This window comes from Odoribacter splanchnicus DSM 20712 (assembly GCF_000190535.1).
GTDB classification, from domain to species: Bacteria; Bacteroidota; Bacteroidia; order Bacteroidales; family Marinifilaceae; genus Odoribacter; species Odoribacter splanchnicus.
Window position 1 is genome coordinate 1,708,613 of record NC_015160.1, and the last position, 16,467, is coordinate 1,725,079.

The 16,467-nt window shown below is 45.2% G+C and carries 17 protein-coding genes and 2 tRNA genes; 13 read left to right on the forward strand and 6 right to left on the reverse strand.

The features are described 5' to 3' along the window. Positions 1-26: 26 nt before the first annotated feature. Positions 27-899 (forward strand): ChaN family lipoprotein, encoded by an 873-nt coding sequence (locus ODOSP_RS07145; protein ID WP_013611684.1) that lies wholly within the window; start codon positions 27-29, stop codon positions 897-899. Here ODOSP_RS07145 and ODOSP_RS07150 read toward each other — a convergent pair. The 3 genes from ODOSP_RS07150 to ODOSP_RS07160 form a co-directional block, all read right to left on the reverse strand. Continuing rightward, on the reverse strand, positions 896-1,717 hold the full coding sequence (locus ODOSP_RS07150; protein WP_083813729.1) for a site-specific integrase: 822 nt from the start codon (positions 1,715-1,717) through the stop codon (positions 896-898). The two genes, ODOSP_RS07145 and ODOSP_RS07150, sit on opposite strands and share 4 nt — an antisense overlap. A 103-nt stretch (positions 1,718-1,820) precedes the next feature. After that, a tRNA-Gly gene (locus tag ODOSP_RS07155) sits at positions 1,821-1,893 on the reverse strand. Between the two features lie 198 nt (positions 1,894-2,091). Continuing rightward, positions 2,092-2,173: transfer RNA gene (locus ODOSP_RS07160), tRNA-Tyr, on the reverse strand. Between the two features lie 305 nt (positions 2,174-2,478). Here ODOSP_RS07160 and ODOSP_RS07165 point away from each other — a divergent pair. Beyond that, complete coding sequence (locus ODOSP_RS07165) at positions 2,479-3,351, forward strand: Sb-PDE family phosphodiesterase (protein WP_013611686.1); 873 nt, start codon at positions 2,479-2,481, stop codon at positions 3,349-3,351. A 126-nt stretch (positions 3,352-3,477) separates the two neighbouring features. Here ODOSP_RS07165 and dinB read toward each other — a convergent pair whose 3' ends face one another. After that, positions 3,478-4,560, reverse strand: a complete 1,083-nt coding sequence (gene dinB, locus ODOSP_RS07170; protein WP_041557247.1) for a DNA polymerase IV — start codon at positions 4,558-4,560, stop codon at positions 3,478-3,480. A gap of 72 nt (positions 4,561-4,632) precedes the next feature. Next, positions 4,633-5,340 carry a pirin family protein gene (locus ODOSP_RS07175; RefSeq protein ID WP_013611688.1) on the reverse strand — a complete coding sequence of 236 codons (708 nt, stop codon included), beginning with the start codon at positions 5,338-5,340 and terminating at the stop codon, positions 4,633-4,635. Positions 5,341-5,456: 116 nt separating this feature from the next. Here ODOSP_RS07175 and ODOSP_RS07180 point away from each other — a divergent pair, with 116 nt between their 5' ends. Beyond that, positions 5,457-6,434 carry a DMT family transporter gene (locus ODOSP_RS07180; RefSeq protein ID WP_013611689.1) on the forward strand — a complete coding sequence of 326 codons (978 nt, stop codon included), beginning with the start codon at positions 5,457-5,459 and terminating at the stop codon, positions 6,432-6,434. Beyond that, the gene (locus ODOSP_RS07185) at positions 6,358-6,888 is read left to right on the forward strand and encodes a tyrosine-protein phosphatase (RefSeq protein WP_041556523.1); all 531 of its coding nucleotides are present in this window, start codon (positions 6,358-6,360) and stop codon (positions 6,886-6,888) included. Before ODOSP_RS07180 ends, ODOSP_RS07185 begins: the two co-directional genes overlap by 77 nt. A gap of 2 nt (positions 6,889-6,890) precedes the next feature. Here the strand turns inward: ODOSP_RS07185 and ODOSP_RS07190 are convergent, their stop codons facing one another. Continuing rightward, positions 6,891-8,774, reverse strand: a complete 1,884-nt coding sequence (locus ODOSP_RS07190) for an AAA domain-containing protein (protein ID WP_013611691.1) — start codon at positions 8,772-8,774, stop codon at positions 6,891-6,893. A 153-nt stretch (positions 8,775-8,927) separates the two neighbouring features. On the opposite strand from ODOSP_RS07190, the gene ODOSP_RS07195 reads away from it, so the two are divergent. The 9 genes from ODOSP_RS07195 to nuoL all read left to right on the forward strand — a co-directional run bounded on the left by ODOSP_RS07195 (position 8,928) and on the right by nuoL (position 16,449). Next, the gene (locus ODOSP_RS07195) at positions 8,928-9,305 is read left to right on the forward strand and encodes a hypothetical protein (RefSeq protein ID WP_013611692.1); all 378 of its coding nucleotides are present in this window, start codon (positions 8,928-8,930) and stop codon (positions 9,303-9,305) included. A gap of 88 nt (positions 9,306-9,393) precedes the next feature. Then, on the forward strand, positions 9,394-9,744 hold the full coding sequence (locus ODOSP_RS07200; protein WP_013611693.1) for an NADH-quinone oxidoreductase subunit A: 351 nt from the start codon (positions 9,394-9,396) through the stop codon (positions 9,742-9,744). Between the two features lie 84 nt (positions 9,745-9,828). Continuing rightward, entirely contained in the window at positions 9,829-10,434 is a 606-nt protein-coding gene (locus tag ODOSP_RS07205) for an NADH-quinone oxidoreductase subunit B (protein WP_013611694.1), read from the forward strand. Further along, the gene (locus tag ODOSP_RS07210; RefSeq protein WP_013611695.1) at positions 10,431-12,053 is read left to right on the forward strand and encodes an NADH-quinone oxidoreductase subunit D; all 1,623 of its coding nucleotides are present in this window, start codon (positions 10,431-10,433) and stop codon (positions 12,051-12,053) included. Before ODOSP_RS07205 ends, ODOSP_RS07210 begins: the two co-directional genes overlap by 4 nt. A 41-nt stretch (positions 12,054-12,094) precedes the next feature. Continuing rightward, entirely contained in the window at positions 12,095-13,171 is a 1,077-nt protein-coding gene (nuoH, locus tag ODOSP_RS07215; RefSeq protein WP_013611696.1) for an NADH-quinone oxidoreductase subunit NuoH, read from the forward strand. A gap of 8 nt (positions 13,172-13,179) precedes the next feature. After that, entirely contained in the window at positions 13,180-13,656 is a 477-nt protein-coding gene (locus tag ODOSP_RS07220; RefSeq protein WP_013611697.1) for a 4Fe-4S binding protein, read from the forward strand. Positions 13,657-13,697: 41 nt separating this feature from the next. Beyond that, a complete protein-coding gene (locus tag ODOSP_RS07225; protein WP_013611698.1) occupies positions 13,698-14,207 on the forward strand; it encodes an NADH-quinone oxidoreductase subunit J family protein in 510 nt (169 codons plus the stop codon). A 30-nt stretch (positions 14,208-14,237) separates the two neighbouring features. Further along, positions 14,238-14,537 (forward strand): NADH-quinone oxidoreductase subunit NuoK, encoded by a 300-nt coding sequence (gene nuoK / locus ODOSP_RS07230; protein WP_041557249.1) that lies wholly within the window; start codon positions 14,238-14,240, stop codon positions 14,535-14,537. Between the two features lie 10 nt (positions 14,538-14,547). Further along, positions 14,548-16,449, forward strand: coding sequence for an NADH-quinone oxidoreductase subunit L (gene nuoL / locus ODOSP_RS07235; RefSeq protein WP_013611700.1), 1,902 nt, complete (start codon positions 14,548-14,550; stop codon positions 16,447-16,449). Positions 16,450-16,467: the final 18 nt, after the last annotated feature.

Sequence of the window (16,467 nt, forward strand, 5' to 3'; positions counted from 1 at the left end):
TTAAATGAAAATAAAAAGTAGATGATATGAAAATTTTTCAAAGTATTTTATGTATAATGTTGTTGGGTATCTCCGTTGCAAGTTGGGGACAGGAGAAGAAAGCTTATCGTTTGTTTGATGCTAATGGTAAGGAAGTGGGGTATCGGGAGATGATGAAAGTGTTGAAAAATCAAGATGTCGTATTTTTAGGAGAGGTGCATAATTGTGCGATTGCCCATTGGATGGAATATGAGATTGTGAAGGATTTGTGTGAGGTGCACAAAGGAAAGTTGGCTATTGGATTGGAAATGTTGGAAGCAGACAATCAGTTGGTTTTGGACGAATATGTAGGAAGATTGATATCTTCTGACCGTTTTGAAGAGGAGGCGCGTCTGTGGCCTAATTATCAGACGGATTATGCAGCTGTTGTGGGATTAGGCAGGGAATATGGATTGAAGGTTGTTGCAACAAATGTTCCGCGCCGGTATGCGAATATGGTGAAAAATGGTGGTTTTGAGGCTTTGGATAAATTGTCTGCAGAAGCAAAAGGGTATATTGCTCCTCTACCAATTGATTATGTTCCTGATGAGGAAGCTGCCGGAATGTTCGGCATGATGATGATTGGGAGTGGAAAAAAATCAAATCCTGAAAATGTGGCTAAAGCACAAGCGTTGAAAGATGCTACTATGGGGTGGTTCATCGCCCAGAATCTGAAATCTAAATTTGTGCATTTGAATGGTAATTATCATTCAGATTTTAAGAAAGGTATTATTACTTATTTGAAGAAATATCGTCCTAATTTGAAAATTGCCACTGTATGTTCGGTGCGGCAGGACGAGATAGATAAGTTGGGTGAAGAGAATGAGGGACGTGCAGATTTTTATATTTGTGTTCCTACTGACATGACAATGACTTATTAAACAATACGATTTTGTCGGTTGATATTCTCCATTGTCAGATTGGCAATATCTACAAATGGGATGCCTGCACATAAATAGGAAAACTTGAAAATGTCACGGGTTAGCTGACGTATATAGGTTGCGTTGACTGTTTCCGTTGTGATTATTCTCATGATTTCTTCTTTAGATAGGGAACGTTTCCTTGTCTTTGTATTGAATCTGTTGATGTTAAAGGCTTTAAATGGATAAGATTTGGCGGATGTTGCTTTGGCTTCTATTGCTTTATTATATGCACTTCGCAAGGTTCGGAACTGTAAACTGATAGTAGTCTCTTTGTTCTTGTTACTTCGTTGCCATTTTTCATATCGTTTCAGCCAATCAACATCAATATCACTGAATAAGATGTTTAGTTTATTGTGCGTAAAGGCTTTGAGTGAGTTTAATGAGTTAGTATAAATAGATTTATTTCCTGTTTTTCCTGCATCTTTGAAGTTTTGGATCAGTTCCTTATAGAAATCGATAACGGTTTTAGGTTCATACTTCGCTTTTTTATTTTCAACCAATGACGATGCCGTATAGTCTTTTTGCTCCGCATTAAGTTCAAGTATTTCTTTTTGGTATTCGGCTTTCTTGTCAAGAATGATTTTATTTATCAGGTCTTTATTGGGACATTTCGGTTTAGGTTCATTCTTGGTAAAGTCCCAAAGTTGGGGATGAATGGATAAACCGATGCTTACCAGTTTTCTTTTGCCGTCTTTGTGAATTCGTAACATTAATGGACTTTCACCGTTTGATAGTGTCTTGTATTTATAGCAAATAACTGAAATAGAGGCTTTCATACTAAAAAAAATGGTTGATGTCTCGGTTGACGTTGACAGCCCCAAACCACGAAAAACCACAAAATAAAAAAGGTAGCTACTTTCGTAACTACCTCATTCAGAGAGCGGAAAACGGGACTCAAACCCGCGACCCCCAGCTTGGAAGGCTAGTGCTCTATCGACTGAGCTATTTCCGCAAATGTATTGTTCCTCACACAAGCCGGACTCACTATGCTTTTTCGATCCGTAATGGGAGGCATAAACAAACCTTAAATTACGAAAGACATTGTCTTTCTTACTGATTAAAAAAGTTTTTACCTTACAAAATCAAACTTCTGACGATAAAAGCTTTTTCTAATCGACGACTGTCAGAAACAGTCGCAATTTAAAATCTGTGGGCAGTGATGGATTCGAACCACCGAAGGCTACGCCAGCTGAGTTACAGTCAGCCCCATTTGGCCACTCTGGTAACTGCCCTTGTTTTAAAGAACTCTCTTTTGTTTTGCGGGTACAAATATAGGACATTTTCTATTCGCTGCAAAATTTTAAACACAAAAATACAATGAATAATCTGTGAAAACTCTACTTATTCTCCCATATCATTGACCACCAAGCTAATATTTACTTATGGTGTTTATATACATGTTTATCCTAACTGTACGCTTATAAGTGTAAATATGTATATAACTGCCTTACTTATTATTTTCTTCACTTTTTGGCAACCACTCTGTCATTTCCAGGATTTACTTTTGAAACCGGATAAATGATTAAATAACTCTATTATGAAAAAAAGTAGTATTATCGGTGTGTTAATTCTCTGTTTTGCTTTTTGGGGTAAAGCTCAAGTCAGAAATGAAATTCGTGTACCCGATCCGGAAGGATACCGGACATTGAAATGTGATTTCCATATACATACAGTATTTTCCGATGGTTTGGTCTGGCCGACGGTACGTGTCGACGAAGCTTACCGGGAGGGATTGGATGCGATCGCCCTGACCGAACACCTGGAGTACCGTCCCCACCGCCAGGATATTATTGCTTCGCACAACCGATCCTATGAAATTGCAGAGAAAACAGCCCGGAATAACCAGGTAATTTTAATCAGAGGAAGCGAAATTACCCGCCCGATGGCTCCCGGACATTTCAATGCCATTTTTCTAAGCGACTGCGACGCCCTGGAACTGCCCATGATCGGCACATCGGATATCCATCAACCCATCCAGACAGATATCGATTTTGCACGGGGCCAACACCGTACGATGACCTTCGTATTTGTCCGGGAACGTTCGGCTGAAGGAATCCGTGAAGCTTTATTACATCGCAGGACTGCAGTATATATGGATGAGAAAGTTATCGCCGAAGAACAATGGCTGAAAGAGTTATTCGAAAAATCGATCGACATCGAGGATATAAAACGAAATGAAAAAAGCATCGTTATTACCCTGAAAAACAATTCCGATCTGACCTTCCATCTCAAAAAGACCCGGCATAATCCCGGTCTCGTTTATTTCAGGGAATATACCATCCAACCTCAGTGCCGCCATCGTATCGAAATCCGTTTAGAAAACAATATCCAGGGAGGCGATATCAATTTTGAAATCACTAACTTATATGCTGCTCCCAACAAAGGACTGACTTATAGCTACAAAGTGTAAGCGGCCTTTTCCCCTTCTGACCAACGCATTTCCGATGCAGATCCACAAGACTCCGGTCCCAGACCGGCCGGACGATTCTCCCATCCGCATTGAAAATGCGTAAATCGGTTACCTTACTGCTACCGGCTAAAAATTAATTTCCAACTGGGTCGGAATCCCTTGTTCCGGATCGTCGGGAGAAGAAACCGGATTAGATACGGTAAGTCCCATCAACCGGATACGGTAATGAGTCAGCTGCAAACCGGCTAACAACTGCTTGGCTAAAGGCAGAATTTCTTTCATTGTATACAATTCGTGTCCTACACTGATGCTACGGGTCTTCTGTGTAAAATCGTGGAATTTGATTTTCAGCGTCAACGTATGTCCTTTGAATCCGGCTTTCCCTAAACGCCGGATCAATTCATCGGCCACATGCCACAGCTCAATAATCAGTGCAGTATGGGTTGTCAGATCTTTTTCGAAAGTATTCTCACACCCAACCGATTTACGTATCCGGACCACCTCCACAGGACGAAGATCTACCCCATGCGAGAAATCGTAATACAACTGGCCGGCCTTCCCAAAATTCCGGTTAAGAAATTCCAACGAACAATTGCGGAGTTGTGCTCCGTTATGTATCCCCAGTGCATGCATTTTATGGGCAGTCACTTTACCGATCCCCCAAAATACTTCAATAGGCAAACGAGCGATAAAAGCAGCTGCTTTACGGGGATGGATAACAAAAAGACCGTCCGGTTTGCGATAATCCGAAGCAATCTTCGCCAGGAATTTATTATAAGAGACTCCGGCCGAAGCCACCAACCCCAATTTCTCGCGAATCTCTTTTTTAATAGCCCGGGCAATGTCTACGGCTAAAGGAATATTCTTTTTATTTTCGGTGACATCCAAAAAAGCTTCGTCCAAAGCTAAAGGTTCTATCAGGTCCGTGTATTCATGAAAGATCCGATGGATCTCTTCCGACACGGCTTTATAATGTTCCATACGTCCCCGTACAAAAATTAAATCAGGACACAATTTAAGAGCTTGCATAGAAGACATTGCCGAACGAATACCGAACTTACGGGCTTCATAACTGGCAGCAGCCACCACACCCCGCTCCTCCGGGCGTCCTACGGCCAAAGGTTTTCCCCGGTATTCGGGATGATCACGCTGCTCGACAGAAGCATAAAATGCATCCATATCGATGTGTATGATTTTCCTGTTTTCCATTTTCTTCATTCAAAAATAAAGTTTTTTCTTTACAAGAAAATCATTTTTACAAACTTTAGTCTTCGATGAACGCTAAATCATAGCCACTTCTATCAACAACACATAAGCCTCACTCCGTGCCTCCACCTGAAAATGGTCTGTCTCCGTGATACCCATACCATCACGTCGCGACAAATCAGTACCTTCGATACAGATTTCACCTTCGATGACAAAACAATAAACGCCTGTATTCTTCTGGTGCAGATGATACCCGATCTTTTTACCTTTCTCTAACTTTCCCAATGCAAACCAGGCATCCTGTAAAATACCGCCAGGAGCAGTGCCATCAGGAGCCACTATATAGCCAAAACGATTTTTCATGTCTACCTGGCGGATATCATAGCTTTTATAGACCGGCTTAGTATTATTTACACGAGGAATAATCCAAATCTGTAAAAACTCCAGATTTTCAGTTTTACTATCGTTGAATTCACTATGATAAATCCCGCTACCTGTACTCATCACCTGAATATCCCCGGGACTAATCACCTCACTGTGCTCCAGACTATCTCCATGCCTCAGGTAACCTTTCAAAGGAATCGAGATCACCTCCATATTTTTGTGGGGATGGGTATCGAACCCCATTCCGGGGGTAACGGTATCGTCGTTCAGCACCCGTAAAGCCCCGAAATGAATCCGCTGTGGGTTATAATAGTCTGCAAAACTAAAAGTATGCCAGGTATTCAGCCAGCCGTAATCAGCATGTCCCCGTGTATTCGCCCTATCAATCACTGTCTTCATATGTTTTATTTTTATTATTTATAAAATCGTATATTGCTTATTAAACGTTCTGTAACAAAGTAAAGTTTCCAACGTTTAAAAAGTTACCGAATCGCTGAGTAACTTAAAAAGAACATATGCCCAAATCCAAAGCTTATATCGGTCATCTGATGATTCTGGCCACCACTTTCATTTATAGTTTCAACACCAATTTTATGAAAGTCATCATTCCCGAATGGATCGGTCCCAACGGGTTGGTGTTACTCCGTTGCTCTGCCAGCACCCTGGTTTTCTGGCTAATCGGCCTTTATTTCCCGACTTCTTCCGATCGTCCGCACCCCCAAAAAAAAGAAATCGGGATGATGATACTGGGCGGTATACTCGGCTTAGGAGGTAACTTATTGTTTTATATCAATGGACTTTCACTGACCGGGCCTATCGATGCTTTTGTCATCCGCACCACCCAACCGATCATCGTCATTGCCCTGGCGGTTATTTTTCTGCATACCGTATTTACCAAATACAAAGCCTTCGGTATTCTACTCGGTATTGCAGGCGCCCTTTATGCCTCCATTATGCCCCACACCGGAAGCCTGGTGAAAGACTCGTTCGGAGGCGATGTCCTGGTTTTCTGCTCTTCGGTTTCCTACTCCTTCTTTCTGATCCTGATCAAACCTTATACCCAAAAATTCGATTCGGTCACCGTCATGAAATGGATGAGCTTATCTTCGATGATCATCAGCTTACCTTTCGGGCTGTCAGATCTGGTCAGATCACCTTTATTTTCCGCCCAGGCTCCCCTTCACATCTGGCTCGAAATTTGTTATATACTTTTCGTTGCCACCGTGATCGGCTATTTTTTAAGTGTTTACGCCCTAAACTACATCACCCCCTTCGTAGAAAGTGCTTATAAATACGTCCTGCCGGTCACCGGTGCTGCTGTTTCCATCCTGATGGGACTACAGAAATTTTCGTGGCACGATCCGATTGCTTTGGCCCTGATCGTGACCGGATTTATTCTGATCAATAAAAAAACAAATGAAATCCAAACCAACCATGTATCCATACACCATTCACCTACCGGACCTGAAGACAGAGAAAATCACCCTGGGTAATAAATGCCGGTTGAAAAACTTCTACCGGATCGGAGACGGAGTATATCGTTCGGACCAGCCGTCCGCAGCTTGCTTCCGGGAATTGGAAAAATTCGGTATGCGGGAAATACTGAATCTCCGTTGCTACCACACCGACACCAAAGAAGCACAGGGCACCTCGCTGATCCTGCATCACCTCCCCACCCGGGCCACATTGCTCAGGCTGGACGATCTGGTCACTGCCATGCAGATCATCCGCGACCGGAAAGGTCCCCTACTCTTTCATTGCTGGCATGGCAGCGACCGGACAGGAGCCGTAGCAGCCATGTACCGAATGGTTTTTCAGCATGTTCCCAAACAACATGCCATCGATGAAATGGTTGAAGGTATTTTCGGCTTTCACATGATATTCGATAACATCATCGACACCATCGACGAAGCAGATATCGAACATATCCGGCAAGAATTATTCTGATCTCACCGGAGCCCACCGATATATTCATACAACTCGCGGTAAAAAGGATGTCTGGTCAACGTCACCGCTTCGCCCAAAATCAGTAATTTCATCCGGGCCCGGGTAATGGCTACATTCATACGCCGCAGATCCCGCAAGAAACCGATCTGCCCTTTTTCGTTGGCCCTGACCAGACTGATCATAATCACATCCCGCTCTTGCCCTTGAAAACCATCAACCGTATGCACGGTGATCAGGCGACGGCAAGGACGAAAGAACGGCTCTTTTTTCAACAGATGCCTTAAATAGTGGACTTGTGCCCGATAAGGTGATATCACCCCGAAATCGATATGCTCCTCCAAAATACGCCGGATTCCGATCCGTTCCATATAATTTTTCAGTTCCCGGACTAACAATTCGGCTTCTCCGGTATTCAGACGTCCGGTTCCTTCTGCCACTGCTTTTTCCTGTAAATCCAGTTCGGAAGTATCGATCCAGCTGACAGGCGTATCGAAATCGAGGATACCCCGGTATTTCACTTCCGGTGCCGCTTCCAACTCATCATGATAAAACCAGCGGGAAGGGAAGCGCATAATATCTTCATGCATCCGGTATTGGATTTTCAACAAAGACACGGTCTCCGGTTTGTGCAGCACCACCTTCTCCAGCAAAGTACGGCCGAGCCCTCCCCGGGCAGCCTCTATACATTTGATCGTCGGCGGTAGCTGGCAATGATCGCCGGCCAGAATCACCCGGTCGGCCCGGGAGATCGCGATCCAACAAGCCGCTTCGATCGCCTGGGCAGCCTCATCGATAAACAAAGAAGAAAAGCGTTTGCGCTCCAATACCCGGCTAGCCGCACCCACCAAGGTACAGGCGATAACCCTGGCTTCGGTAAACAACTCCGTATCGATACGTATCTCCAAGCCGGTCGCCCTTACCCGCAATTTAGTCAGCTGATTATGCAAACGCTCCCGGTCTTCACGCCCGCTTTTACGTAAACGGCCGGTCATCTCCCGTATAGTCTTTCTAATTTGCCACAATTCCGGATAGTCGCTATGTGCCTCGAAACGACGTTCGTAAGTAAAAGCGAGCATCTTATCGTTTACCCGGGTAGGATTTCCGATACGAAGCACGGGGATACCCCGATCGACCAGTTTTTCTGCAATCCAATCCACCGCCGTATTACTCTGGGCAGACACCATCACCTGATTTTCACGGTGAAGGGTTTCATAAACAGCCTCCACCAATGTCGTCGTCTTACCGGTTCCAGGAGGTCCGTGTACAACAGCCACCTCTTTTGCACACAACACCTGATTCACTGCCTTCTCCTGCGAAGCATTCAGCCAGGGGAAACGCACCGGACCGGTCTCCCGCCGAAGTGCAGGTGCTTTACCCAGCAATACCTCCCGCAAACGAGCCGTACGATTTCCCTTTGCCTCTGCCACCTCACGCAGGGCAGCGAACATCGTCTTATACGAAGTATCGTCAAAATACAACTGTACCCCCAACTCACCCGTAACGACTAATTCCGGCAATACCTGCGGTCCGGGAAGTACAACTACCATTTTATTATCCTGTACATAACTGATCACGGCAGAAAAGTTGAAATAACGGATCTGCCTATCAGCCGAAATCCTAAAAAAACAAACAGGACATCCGTATTCAAAGCTATGTTCAGTCTCTTCCGTCTCTGTACGCGTTACTTCGACTGTCAGCTGGTTGAGTGAATTATACCGATCGGCCCCCAGCTTCACCGGAAACCAACACACTCCCTGCTGGATTCGCTTCGGAATACCGGCCTCACGGGTCTGCTGACGATACAACTCTTTTTCATATTCGTATTCTTTTTGCAGCATGGCCGATTGTTGTTGTAAATCCTGCATCGGAGAAAGTAATTTATCCATAGCGATTTAGTTAAACAGAGGATTGAAGATAGGCCTCCCACTCAGTAATCACCGGCAAAGGTAAAGGAATATTGCCGAATTAATTCAGTTTTTTTTAATATAAATTGTATCCCAAACCTAAAAATTAAATCGTATATTCGCACGTTCAAAAAAATGAGTGTGCAAATTATTAAATGGATCATATTATTATTCGTAACAGGTAACTGTTTGTCAGAGACCTGTAAAGCCAACGATGCCTCCAAGGTATGTCTTCCTGTCCAGTCCTGCACTACGATTATTAATCAAGCGGATAATATGCTGGCCTCGCTCGTATCTTTCCTGCATTTCAATGCAGGTGACCTTACGGAAGAACACACAAAAAAAATGCCGGATAAAAAAGCTTTCATCAGGTTATTTACTCAGGCCAGGCATAATAAAATACAATCACCGGCAGAAGATCCCTTGAATAAATTCATTCCCCGGCAAGCAGTTTTCACCGGACCGGATCACACCGACTACTACATCTATACACTACAAAAAGTTATTATTTAAATCGCCGATTCGTTCAAATAAAAAAGTGTCGTCTGGAAACGGACGGCGATAGTTCAGTATTTTAGGTATTTTTTAAACATATTCTGTTATGAATTTGACCTTATTAATTGTCGTAATTCTTACGGCTATTGCTTTAGTGGGGATTGCCCTTGGCGTCGCCCGCATCGTATCTCCCCGTTCTTATAACCGGCAAAAGGGAGAAGCTTATGAATGCGGTATTCCAACCCGTGGCCGTTCGTGGATGCAGTTCAAAGCCGGTTATTATTTGTTTGCGATCCTGTTCCTGATGTTCGATGTAGAAGCGGTATTTCTATTTCCCTGGGCCGTCACCGTACAGGACGCAGGTATCGACGGATTGATCAACATTTTGTTTTTCATGGTTATCCTGATCCTCGGATTAGCCTATGCCTGGAGAAAAGGGGCACTGGAATGGAAGTAAAAAAAGGTAAAAGTAAAAGGCTAAAAGCAAAAGGCTGGAGATGAAGAGAAGGGGAAAGTCAGAACAAAAAATAACGGAAAAACGATGAAACAACCCAAGATAAAATCAATGAAATATGAGGACTTTAAAGATAATGAGTACCTCGAACAACTTAGGGCCAACGGCACCGACATCATTGTGGGATGCCTGGACGATCTCATCAACTGGGGGCGTTCGAATTCGGTATGGCCTCTTACTTTTGCCACCAGCTGCTGTGGTATTGAATTTATGGCAGTGGGTGCGGCACGTTATGATTTTGCCCGTTTCGGGTTTGAAGTCACCCGGGCCAGTCCCCGGCAAGCGGATGTAATCATCGTTGCCGGTACTATCGTTTACAAAATGGCTCCGGTATTACGGCGGTTGTACGATCAGATGGCCGAACCCAAATATGTCATCGCTATGGGGGGATGTGCCATATCGGGCGGACCGTTCAAGAAATCCTACCATGTCGTAAAAGGTGTAAATCAAATATTACCGGTAGATGTCTATGTTCCCGGTTGTCCTCCCCGTCCTGAATCGCTGCTTTACGGCATGATGCAGCTGCAACGGAAAATCAAAGTCGAGAAATTCCTCGGAGGAGCCAACAAACAGCAAGACCCCAGGAACAGTAATGACGAAGCTACCCCCCAATGTAATCCGAACAATTTATGAAAGAGAAGATATTAAGTATTGTACCGGAAGCTATCCTGGAAGAAAAACATGGAATATGGTTCGTTAGCGTTCCACGTACCTCTTTTCATGATCTGGCCCTTCGTTTGCGCAATGACGAGGATACTTCGTTCGATTTTCTGGTATGTATGACCGGTATGGACTGGGGCGAAACCCTGGGCGTCATGTACCATCTGAGATCCAGCAAATACGGTCACGACCTGGCCTTACGGGTTGAAACCGAAAACCGGGAGAATCCCGAATTGCCGAGTGTCTCGGACATTTGGGCTACAGCCAACCTCAACGAACGTGAAGTATTCGATTTTTATGGTATCCGGTTTATCAACCATCCCGACATGCGCCGGTTATTCCTGCGGAACGACTGGATCGGTTATCCGTTGCGTAAAGATTACGATGCGGACGAAAAGATCAACCCCATCCGTCTGGAAAGTGAAAGCAGCCCGGATGCAACCCCTACCCTGGAATTGACAAAAGAAGGGACGATCGAAGAAAGGGAAAACGTTATTTTCGAAGATGACGAATACGTCGTAAACATCGGCCCCCAACACCCTGCCACACATGGAGTGCTCCGTTTCCGGGTATCCCTGGAAGGAGAAATCGTAAAAAAAGTGGATGTCAACTGTGGATATATCCACCGGGGAATCGAAAAAATGTGTGAAACCCTCACCTATCCCCAGACTCTGGCACTGACCGACCGGCTGGATTACCTTTCGGCCCATATGAACCGTCACGCCTTGTGTATGTGTATCGAAGAGGCGATGGGGCTGGAAATCCCGGAACGGGCCAAATATATCCGGACGATTATGGACGAACTGACCCGTATCGCTTCCCATCTTCTGTTCTGGTCCACCTTCTGTATGGACCTGGGAGCCCTGACCGCTTTCTTCTATGGATTCCGCGACCGGGAAAAGATCCTGGACATGTTCGAAGAAACCTGTGGGGGCCGCTTGATTCAGAATTACAACTGCATCGGAGGAGTCATGGCCGACATCCATCCGAATCTGATCACAAGGATCAAAGATTTCATCCGATACCTGCCCCCTATGCTAAAAGAATATCATGGTGTTTTCACCGGTAATATTATCGCCCGGCAGCGGATGAAAGACATCGGTATTCTTTCTCTGGAAGATGCTATTTCCTATGGAGTAACCGGTCCTTCAGGACGTGCCTCAGGCTGGAAATGCGATATCCGTAAAATTCATCCTTACGGGGTATACGATAAAGTCGATTTCAAAGAAATCACTTACAACCATGGAGATACATTCAACCGCTACATGGTGCGTATGGATGAAATCGTCGAATCGCTTCACATCCTGGAGCAGCTGGTCGACAATATTCCGGAGGGAGATTTCGCCGTTAAGACCAAACCGATCATCAAACTTCCGGAAGGCCAATACTACAAAAGTGTCGAAGCCGCCCGGGGAGAATTCGGTGTATATATCGAAAGCCACGGAGATAAATTCCCGTACCGGGTGAAATTCCGTTCGCCGGGTCTTCCGCTGGTATCGGTAGTCGATCTGCTCGCCAGCAACAACAAAATTGCCGACCTGATCGCTATCGGCGGCTCACTGGACTATGTCGTTCCGGACATCGACCGATAAGAAAAGAAAGATGATAGATGAAAGATAAATGAGAATAAGATATGTTTGATTTTAGAGTAGTAACACAATGGGTCGACGCCACCCTACACCAATATCTGCCCGCCTCGCTGGTCACCACCACTGAATTTGTCCTGGTCGGTGTCTGTTTATTGGTCGCTTATGCAGTCATGGCACTCGGCCTGATTTATGCAGAGCGGAAAGTCTGTGCTTTCTTCCAATGCCGTCTGGGTCCGAACCGGGTAGGTCCTTTCGGAATGATACAAACTGTCACCGATATGATCAAGATGCTGATCAAGGAGATCATCGAGATCAATCATGTAGACCGTTTTCTGTTCAACCTGGCTCCTTACATTGTCATCATAGCCTCTTTATTGGCTTTTAGCTGTATACCTTTTGCCAAAGGGCTGGAGATTATCGATTTCAATGTCGGGATATTTTTCCTGATCGCAGTATCCTCCATCGGTATTGTCGGTATTTTGCTGGCAGGTTGGGCCAGTAACAACAAATTCTCCCTGATCGGGGCCATGCGAAGCGGAGCCCAGATGATCAGCTACGAGTTATCGATCGGGTTATCGATCCTGACGATGGTAGTGCTTACCGGCAGCATGCAGCTCTCGACGATTGTCGAAAGCCAGGCAGACGGCTGGTTTATCTTTAAAGGCCATCTCCCGGCTTTAATCGCTTTTATCGTCTATCTGATCGCAGGTACGGCAGAAACCAACCGCGGTCCCTTCGACTTACCCGAAGCCGAATCGGAACTGACAGCAGGTTACCATACCGAATATTCGGGCATGCACTTCGGTTTCTTCTACGTGGCCGAATTCGTCAATATGTTTATTGTGGCAGCCGTAGCGACTACCTTATTCTGGGGCGGCTGGATGCCTTTACATATACCGGGTTGGGAAAATTTCAACACCGTGATGGACTACATCCCTTCGATCTTTTGGTTTCTGGGAAAAAGTGCCGTTATGGTATTTATCATCATGTGGTTTAAATGGACATTCCCCCGCCTGCGTATCGACCAGTTGCTGACACTGGAATGGAAATACCTGTTGCCCATTAATTTGTGTAACCTGTTCCTGATGGTCTTTGTGGTGGTATTCAAATTACATTTTTAGCAAGATTTATGAGAAGTACACAAGAATATTTCAGTTCATTTTTCAATGGTTTAGGTTCATTACTGAAAGGAATGAGCATTACCCTCCGGGAATTTTTCACCCCCAAGACTACTGAAAAATATCCGGAGAACCGGGCTACCCTGAAAATGTTCGACCGTTTCCGGGGTGAGCTGACGATGCCCCACAACGAACGCAACGAACACCATTGCGTCGCCTGTGGTATCTGTGAAATGAATTGTCCGAACGATACCATCCGTGTCGAATCGGAAATGGTAACTACCGAAGACGGAAAAAAGAAAAAGGTACTGGTGCGGTATCTGTATGACCACGGTAGCTGTCTGTATTGCCAGCTATGTGTGCGGAGCTGTCCCCATCAGGCCATTACTTTTATCCCGACCTACGAACACGCCGTTTTTACCCGTGAGAAACTGGTACTCCAACTAAACCACGAAGGTTCCAGGTTGGAAACCAAAAATGAAGCCTGACCGGCAAAAGATTGAATTAAGTATATTATAAAAGAAATCTTATGAATATAACTCTCCCCCAAGCGGTCTTTTTATTTTTGGCAGCAGTGATCGTCGTCTGCTCCATACTGACCGTCACCACGAAGCGGATATTGCGTTCGGCGACTTATCTGCTGTTCGTGTTATTTGCTACGGCAGGTATATATTTCGAGTTGAACTATTCCTTTTTGGGAGCTGTACAGCTGACTGTATATGCCGGAGGTATCATTGTATTATACGTATTCTCGATTCTTCTGACCAGTTCCGACAATAAGAAAGCCGACAAGATCAAAAACAGCAAATTTTTTGCCGGCATACTGGCTGCGGTAGGAGGTGCAGCCCTCTGTATCTTCATCACACTTACCCACTCGTTCCCGGTATCGCATTTCGTACCCGGTGAGATCAACCAGAAAGTGATCGGAACCGCTTTGATGGGGACGGAGAAATACCAGTATCTGTTACCTTTCGAGGTAATCAGTGTTTTGTTGTTGGCTTGTATTATCGGGGGTATCCTGATCGCCCGGAAACGTTAAACATGAAAATTGAATAGTATGGAAATAACGATGGAATATTATCTGGTGATCAGCACGATCATGTTTTTCGCCGGAATCTACGGATTTATGACCCGCAGGAATATGTTAGCGGTATTGATTTCTATTGAATTGATTCTGAATTCTGTAGATATCAATTTTGTGGCTTTCAACCGTTTTTTATTCCCGGACCAACTGGAAGGTTTTTTCTTCACCCTGTTCGCTATCGGAATATCGGCCTGTGAAACAGCAGTGGCCATAGCAATCATTATCAATATATACCGGAACATCCGGAATATTCAGGTGAAGAATTTAAATAAATTGAAAGACTAAACTTCAGATTATGGAATATACAATATCGATCCTCCTGCTTCCGATGCTCACTTTCCTGGTGCTCGGATTATTCGGGATGAAACTCCGTCCGAACACAGCCGGCTATATCGGCAGCCTCTCTCTGGCTGTCACAACAGGCCTGGCCTATATCACTGCAGGACTTTATTTTTCAGCTCCCCGGGTAGACGGAGTATTTGCCCGGATAATGCCTGTCGATTTCGAATGGCTGCGTTTCACAGAAGCCCTCCACATCGATCTGGGTATATTGCTGGATCCGATTTCTGTCATGATGCTGGTGGTCATCACAACAGTATCGCTGATGGTACATATTTATAGTATGGGCTATATGAAAGGCGAACGCGGTTTTCAGCGTTACTACGCTTTTCTATCCTTGTTCACCTTTTCTATGTTAGGTCTGGTAGTAGCTCCCAATATTTTCCAGATGTATATTTTCTGGGAGCTGGTGGGTGTTTCTTCCTACCTGCTGATCGGATTCTACTATACAAAACCCGAAGCCATCGCAGCTTCGAAAAAAGCGTTTATCGTCACCCGTTTTGCCGACCTGGGCTTTTTACTGGGCATTCTGTTGCTGTCGTATTTCACCAAGACATTCAGCTTCGAATTATTGACTTCCGGTGATGCTTCCGTTTTTGCAGGAGCTGCAGGTGTCACTTTCATGGGAGCTTCCGTGATGAGCTGGGCCTTGGCTCTGATATTCATCGGTGGTGCCGGAAAATCGGCAATGTTCCCATTACACATCTGGTTACCGGACGCGATGGAAGGTCCTACCCCGGTATCGGCTCTGATTCATGCAGCAACGATGGTGGTTGCCGGCGTTTTTCTCGTGGCCCGTCTGTTCCCTGTATACGTCAGTGCAGCCCCGGATGTGTTGGTCGGCATCGGTTATGTGGGGGCTTTTACTTCGTTGTATGCAGCCGTAGTAGCCTGCGTACAAACCGATATCAAACGGGTACTGGCTTTTTCTACCATCTCTCAGATCGGTTTCATGATGGTTGCGCTCGGAGTCTCGGGTATGGGAGGCCATCAGGGACTCGGCTATATGGCTTCGATGTTCCACCTTTTCACACATGCCATGTTCAAAGCCCTGCTCTTCCTTTGCGCAGGAGCCATCATCCATACCATCGGCAGCAATGAAATGAGCCGCATGGGTGGTCTGCGTAAATATATGCCTTTTACGCATCTGACCTTCCTCGTCGCTTGTCTGGCCATATCGGGAATTCCTCCTTTTTCCGGATTTTTCAGTAAAGACGAGATTCTGACAGCCGTTTTCGATTTCAACCCGAATTTCGGTATCCTGATGAGTTTTATTGCCGGTCTGACAGCCTTTTACATGTTCCGGCTCTACTACAATATCTTCTGGGGCACTCCGTCACAGTACGCACATACTCCCCACGAAGCTCCCCGCTCGATGACCATTCCCCTGATGATCCTTGCCGCGATCACACTTTTTGCAGGTTTCATCCCGTTCGGGCATTTTGTGAGCAGCGACGGATTGGTTTACCACATCCACCTGGATTGGAGTGTCGCCATTCCCAGCATTATAATCGCTTTAATCGCCATCGGTATCGCCACTTTCTTTTACAAATCGAAGTGCGATATTCCCGACCGGCTGCAACATATGTATGCCCATTTCTATAAAGCAGCCTATCACCGTTTTTACATCGACGAGTTTTACCTGTTTATCACCAAACGAATCATTTTCAACGGTGTATCCCGCCCGATCGCCTGGTTCGACCGCCACATCATCGACGGTACCATGAACGGAATGGCCTATATTACCCAACGGGTGTCGTACGCTATCCGCGGATTACAGTCGGGACAAATCCAGCAATATGCTTTTGTTTTCCTGGTGGGCACTTTATTGCTTGTTTTATTAGTGGTGTTGATATAGGATCGTAAATTATAAAAT

Bases quoted from the DNA above. Each gene is read 5' to 3' on its own strand.
- ODOSP_RS07195 (WP_013611692.1), top strand. From the start codon at position 8,928: ATGAGTGTGCAAATTATTAAATGGATCATATTATTATTCGTAACAGGT.
- ODOSP_RS07185 (WP_041556523.1), top strand. From the start codon at position 6,358: ATGAAATCCAAACCAACCATGTATCCATACACCATTCACCTACCGGAC.
- ODOSP_RS07180 (WP_013611689.1), top strand. From the start codon at position 5,457: ATGCCCAAATCCAAAGCTTATATCGGTCATCTGATGATTCTGGCCACC.
- dinB (WP_041557247.1), bottom strand. From the start codon at position 4,560: ATGGAAAACAGGAAAATCATACACATCGATATGGATGCATTTTATGCT.
- ODOSP_RS07150 (WP_083813729.1), bottom strand. From the start codon at position 1,717: ATGAAAGCCTCTATTTCAGTTATTTGCTATAAATACAAGACACTATCA.
- nuoK (WP_041557249.1), top strand. From the start codon at position 14,238: ATGGAATATTATCTGGTGATCAGCACGATCATGTTTTTCGCCGGAATC.
- ODOSP_RS07175 (WP_013611688.1), bottom strand. From the start codon at position 5,340: ATGAAGACAGTGATTGATAGGGCGAATACACGGGGACATGCTGATTAC.
- ODOSP_RS07210 (WP_013611695.1), top strand. From the start codon at position 10,431: ATGAAAGAGAAGATATTAAGTATTGTACCGGAAGCTATCCTGGAAGAA.
- ODOSP_RS07145 (WP_013611684.1), top strand. From the start codon at position 27: ATGAAAATTTTTCAAAGTATTTTATGTATAATGTTGTTGGGTATCTCC.
- ODOSP_RS07200 (WP_013611693.1), top strand. From the start codon at position 9,394: ATGAATTTGACCTTATTAATTGTCGTAATTCTTACGGCTATTGCTTTA.
- nuoL (WP_013611700.1), top strand. From the start codon at position 14,548: ATGGAATATACAATATCGATCCTCCTGCTTCCGATGCTCACTTTCCTG.
- ODOSP_RS07225 (WP_013611698.1), top strand. From the start codon at position 13,698: ATGAATATAACTCTCCCCCAAGCGGTCTTTTTATTTTTGGCAGCAGTG.
- ODOSP_RS07190 (WP_013611691.1), bottom strand. From the start codon at position 8,774: ATGGATAAATTACTTTCTCCGATGCAGGATTTACAACAACAATCGGCC.
- ODOSP_RS07165 (WP_013611686.1), top strand. From the start codon at position 2,479: ATGAAAAAAAGTAGTATTATCGGTGTGTTAATTCTCTGTTTTGCTTTT.
- ODOSP_RS07220 (WP_013611697.1), top strand. From the start codon at position 13,180: ATGAGAAGTACACAAGAATATTTCAGTTCATTTTTCAATGGTTTAGGT.
- nuoH (WP_013611696.1), top strand. From the start codon at position 12,095: ATGTTTGATTTTAGAGTAGTAACACAATGGGTCGACGCCACCCTACAC.
- ODOSP_RS07205 (WP_013611694.1), top strand. From the start codon at position 9,829: ATGAAACAACCCAAGATAAAATCAATGAAATATGAGGACTTTAAAGAT.